Annotated in this window: 4 protein-coding genes and 1 pseudogene; 1 reads left to right on the top strand and 4 read right to left on the bottom strand. The window is 42.1% G+C overall.

The annotated features are described in order from the left end of the window. Positions 1 to 195, top strand: a pseudogene (locus tag IQ229_RS20020) (exonuclease); the annotation flags it as partial. Between the two features lie 324 nt (positions 196 to 519). Here IQ229_RS20020 and IQ229_RS20015 read toward each other — a convergent pair. The 4 genes from IQ229_RS20015 to IQ229_RS20000 all read right to left on the bottom strand — a co-directional run. Then, positions 520 to 972 (bottom strand): type II toxin-antitoxin system VapC family toxin, encoded by a 453-nt coding sequence (locus IQ229_RS20015; RefSeq protein ID WP_228013592.1) that lies wholly within the window; start codon positions 970 to 972, stop codon positions 520 to 522. Further along, complete coding sequence (locus tag IQ229_RS20010; RefSeq protein WP_194046733.1) at positions 953 to 1,195, bottom strand: hypothetical protein; 243 nt, start codon at positions 1,193 to 1,195, stop codon at positions 953 to 955. The genes IQ229_RS20015 and IQ229_RS20010 overlap by 20 nt, the downstream gene beginning before the upstream one ends. A 15-nt stretch (positions 1,196 to 1,210) precedes the next feature. After that, positions 1,211 to 2,425: a DUF790 family protein gene (locus IQ229_RS20005; protein ID WP_194046731.1), complete on the bottom strand. Its 1,215-nt coding sequence runs from the start codon at positions 2,423 to 2,425 to the stop codon at positions 1,211 to 1,213. Next, positions 2,355 to 3,264, bottom strand: a 910-nt coding sequence (locus tag IQ229_RS20000; protein WP_265583000.1) for a helicase-related protein, incomplete at its 5' end; no start/stop codon positions are given. The genes IQ229_RS20005 and IQ229_RS20000, both read right to left, overlap by 71 nt.

Below are 3,264 nucleotides of genomic sequence, written 5' to 3'. Positions count from 1 at the left end.
ACAGCGTACATAGGAGCAGCTAACGAATATTATCGAGATTATGGCATTCAGCTAAATCATGCCCTCTTGGTAGTAGCGATTCCAGAAATGCCAGCAGAGGTATTTTGGTTTGAATCAGCAATGATTAAAGATTACTGGGAAGAGTGGGAAAAAAGAGTTGCTGAGTATTGGGAACGCAGAAGTATTTGGAGTTAGTGAGTGGAATTGTACAATTACCGAAATTGGAACCCCGCTTCCATTCCTCTCCCGGAAAGGTCGAGAGGCTACATTACCCGCATCCCGCCCATAACTAAAGTTCAGGGCTAATAGCTGAAGTCCACTTAAGTGGACTGAACAATCAATTTAGTCCACTTAAGTGGACTTCAGCTATGAGACTCGGAATTCATTCCGAGGCGGGATAGAAACGCAGTGCGAGATTTTTTAATAAAGATATGACTGCGACAATACTTGTGTGTACACCGTAGAACGCTAGTAGGGAAGGGGTTGGGTGTTAGGTTTGAGATAAAGTCGCACACGGCGTTAACCTTGTAATGGCAAGACAGTAATTAACCCAGAAAATCTAGCAAAATCACTTGTGTTGTGAGTGAGTAACTGAGGAATGCGATAAACTAGCATCGTAGCGACAATATTTGCATCATGAACTTGCTTACCACCAATAGTAATTTGCTCCATTAGAGATAAAAGTTTTTCTGTCACTTGGGCGGTTTCATCAGCTACTCGAAATTGAGCTTGAAAAAATCGGGTACGCTCAATTATGAGCGCAACAGGCCGAGGATTCATCAATGCTTGTGGACGACTAAGAGTCATTAAGAATTCCCGCAACACTTGGCGACTAATCCATAATTCAATTCCTGCGTCATAAAGATTTTCAATAGCCTGTAGTGCTGCTTGGTGAAAGGGAGATTCGGACACATTTGCATACACTAAGATGTTTGTGTCCAGAAATACAGAGTTAGCGACCCCAATCACCATACATATCCTCACGTCTTAAAGAAAGGTTTTCAGGCCAAGGCCCATAATTATCTACAGGAAAGTTTAGAGGAGGGCGTTTTTCCTTGCTCTCTGCTTCCTCAGCCAAAGGCTTCTCATCAATTACTATTACTACCTGATGCTTACCCTCTGGAATATCCAATGGTAACTGCGCTGTAATCTTACCATCTTTGGTAACTGTGGCAATTGTTTCTATACTTTTCATCTCATTTATCCTTGTTCAATCCATTACAGCTAACACAGCTTTTGGCAATAACTTATCTTTAAACCAAACAATTCTGGCGGGGACATCATTTAATTTTACTCCCGCCTTTTCTAAATTAAGGCGCTCAGAAATTGCCAAAATCAAATCATCACGTCCAGCCCGCCGCACTTGAGAAAACTTCTTTTGTAAATATTCTGGTCGCCAATAACCAACAATTTCTAATAAGAATGTGCGTCCATCAGCATGAACTAAGCGAAAATCGGGAATCATCACACTACCAGGAATTGGGATCAAATCAACTTCTCGTTCTAACGCCCAACCACTTTTCAACGCATCCCATTTATCAGCAAAGGATGCTTCTAGCATACTATCGTAGGGCTTTCCTGGTGGATAGTGGGATACTAAACCACATTCGGAATTGAGAGTAAAACGTCCAGTTTTCCAACTATTTGTATAAGCATCGCGGGTTTGGAGAATCGACGAAAGACTCCATTTAGTAACGTGAAGTAAAGCCGGAATAAGTTTAGCGATCGCTAACCCATATCGCGTACTAGGATTAAACAAACTCGTCGGCCCATCAATGGTAATTGTAAACCCGTGATCAGCATCACCCTCAATATAAGCCATCAATTGAAACAACTTTAAATAGCGAAATAACAGCTTATATTCTCCCGGAACATTGCGATGAGCATTTAACACCAGTTTACTGGCCTTATAAAACACACCCTGCACCTGAGATAAGTTATACCGATTTAACAAATCTGGCGCTGTTGGTGCATCAAAAACAGTCAAAATCTTATTTTCAGATAAATCAGCATATAACCCATTACGAACCTGTTCCAATAAAACTTCCCGCTCAAGTTCTTGAGTTAAGTCATCAGCAATTTTACTCAAAGTAACTTGTGTAGATTCTCGACTAGAAACAGACTTTGCAGCCAGAGAAAACACCCGTTCTCTTAACATCTGTGGTTCCAAAGGACTAACCACCTCAAAAGTACAAAAACTGCTTTTGAGAATATAAGCTAACCCTCGCTTCACCCGATAATCTGTAGAATCTCCTTCAAAATCAGTCAGTTGTCGCTCAAGCACACCTTGAGTCTTCCCCACTGCTGATTGAAAATAATTAATTAACTCAATCGCCAACTCCGAAGTTGCTCGATCAATCTTCAGCCTCTTCGGAATGATCTCCTCCCCGTTTTGGCGGTGCATCAGTAAATCTGTCGGTAACATCTGAATTCTGAATTTTAGATTTTGAACTTCCCGTTGAATAATTAATCTCTAACTGTTCCGCAGCCTTCAAACTCCTTTCCTTCCCACTCCCATACACAACCTTTAACTTCCCCTTCCTCTCCTCCTCCTCTCTGCGTCCTCCGCGCCTCTGCGGTTCGTTATTCCTCTCCCCTCTCCGCCTAGCCGAAGTCCCCTCCTCACTCGTATCCTCCGCCACTACCTCATACAAAATCGCCTGCTTATTCTCAATATTCCCCTTCCGCAAAACTCTACCCAATCGCTGAGTATACTCTCTAGCCGAACCCGTTCCCGATAAAATAATTGCAACAGTTGCCGCAGGCACATCAACCCCTTCATTCAACACATGAGAAGCAACCAAAGTATTATATTTACCCTCTCGAAACTTTGTTAATATCTCATGGCGTTCTTTCACAGGAGTTTGATGAGTAATTGCCGGAATTAGCAACTCTTGAGAAATGCGGTAAACCGTCGCATTATCCGCTGTAAAAATTAAAATTCTTGCCGGATAATGTTCTGCCAATAAATCAATCAAAATTCGCAACTTTCCATCAGTACCCAAAGCGATATCTTTCGCTTCTCGATGCGCTAACATGGCTCTACGTCCAGATTGCGATCTAGCACTCATTTGCACGAACATTTGCCAACCTTGCAAACTCCCCAAAGAAATCTTTGATTGCTTCAAAAAGTCATTGCGAGTTTGAATTAACTGGTTGTATCTTTCCCGTTCAAGTTGCGATAACTTTACCTTAATTTGGACAATTTCATGTTCTGCTAACGCCTTCCCCGCCAAATCTTCAGCGCGTTTGCGATATACCGGT

It is taken from the genome of Nostoc cf. edaphicum LEGE 07299 (assembly GCF_015207245.1).
GTDB classification, from domain to species: Bacteria; Cyanobacteriota; Cyanobacteriia; order Cyanobacteriales; family Nostocaceae; genus Nostoc; species Nostoc edaphicum_B.
Note: the sequence above shows the minus strand (reverse complement) of the source record. Positions and strands in the feature narration are given on the sequence as shown.

What these genes read in the sequence shown, in the direction of transcription:
- IQ229_RS20010 (WP_194046733.1), bottom strand. Translation starts at nt 1,195, where the DNA reads ATGAAAAGTATAGAAACAATTGCCACAGTTACCAAAGATGGTAAGATT.
- IQ229_RS20005 (WP_194046731.1), bottom strand. Translation starts at nt 2,425, where the DNA reads ATGTTACCGACAGATTTACTGATGCACCGCCAAAACGGGGAGGAGATC.
- IQ229_RS20015 (WP_228013592.1), bottom strand. Translation starts at nt 972, where the DNA reads ATGGTGATTGGGGTCGCTAACTCTGTATTTCTGGACACAAACATCTTA.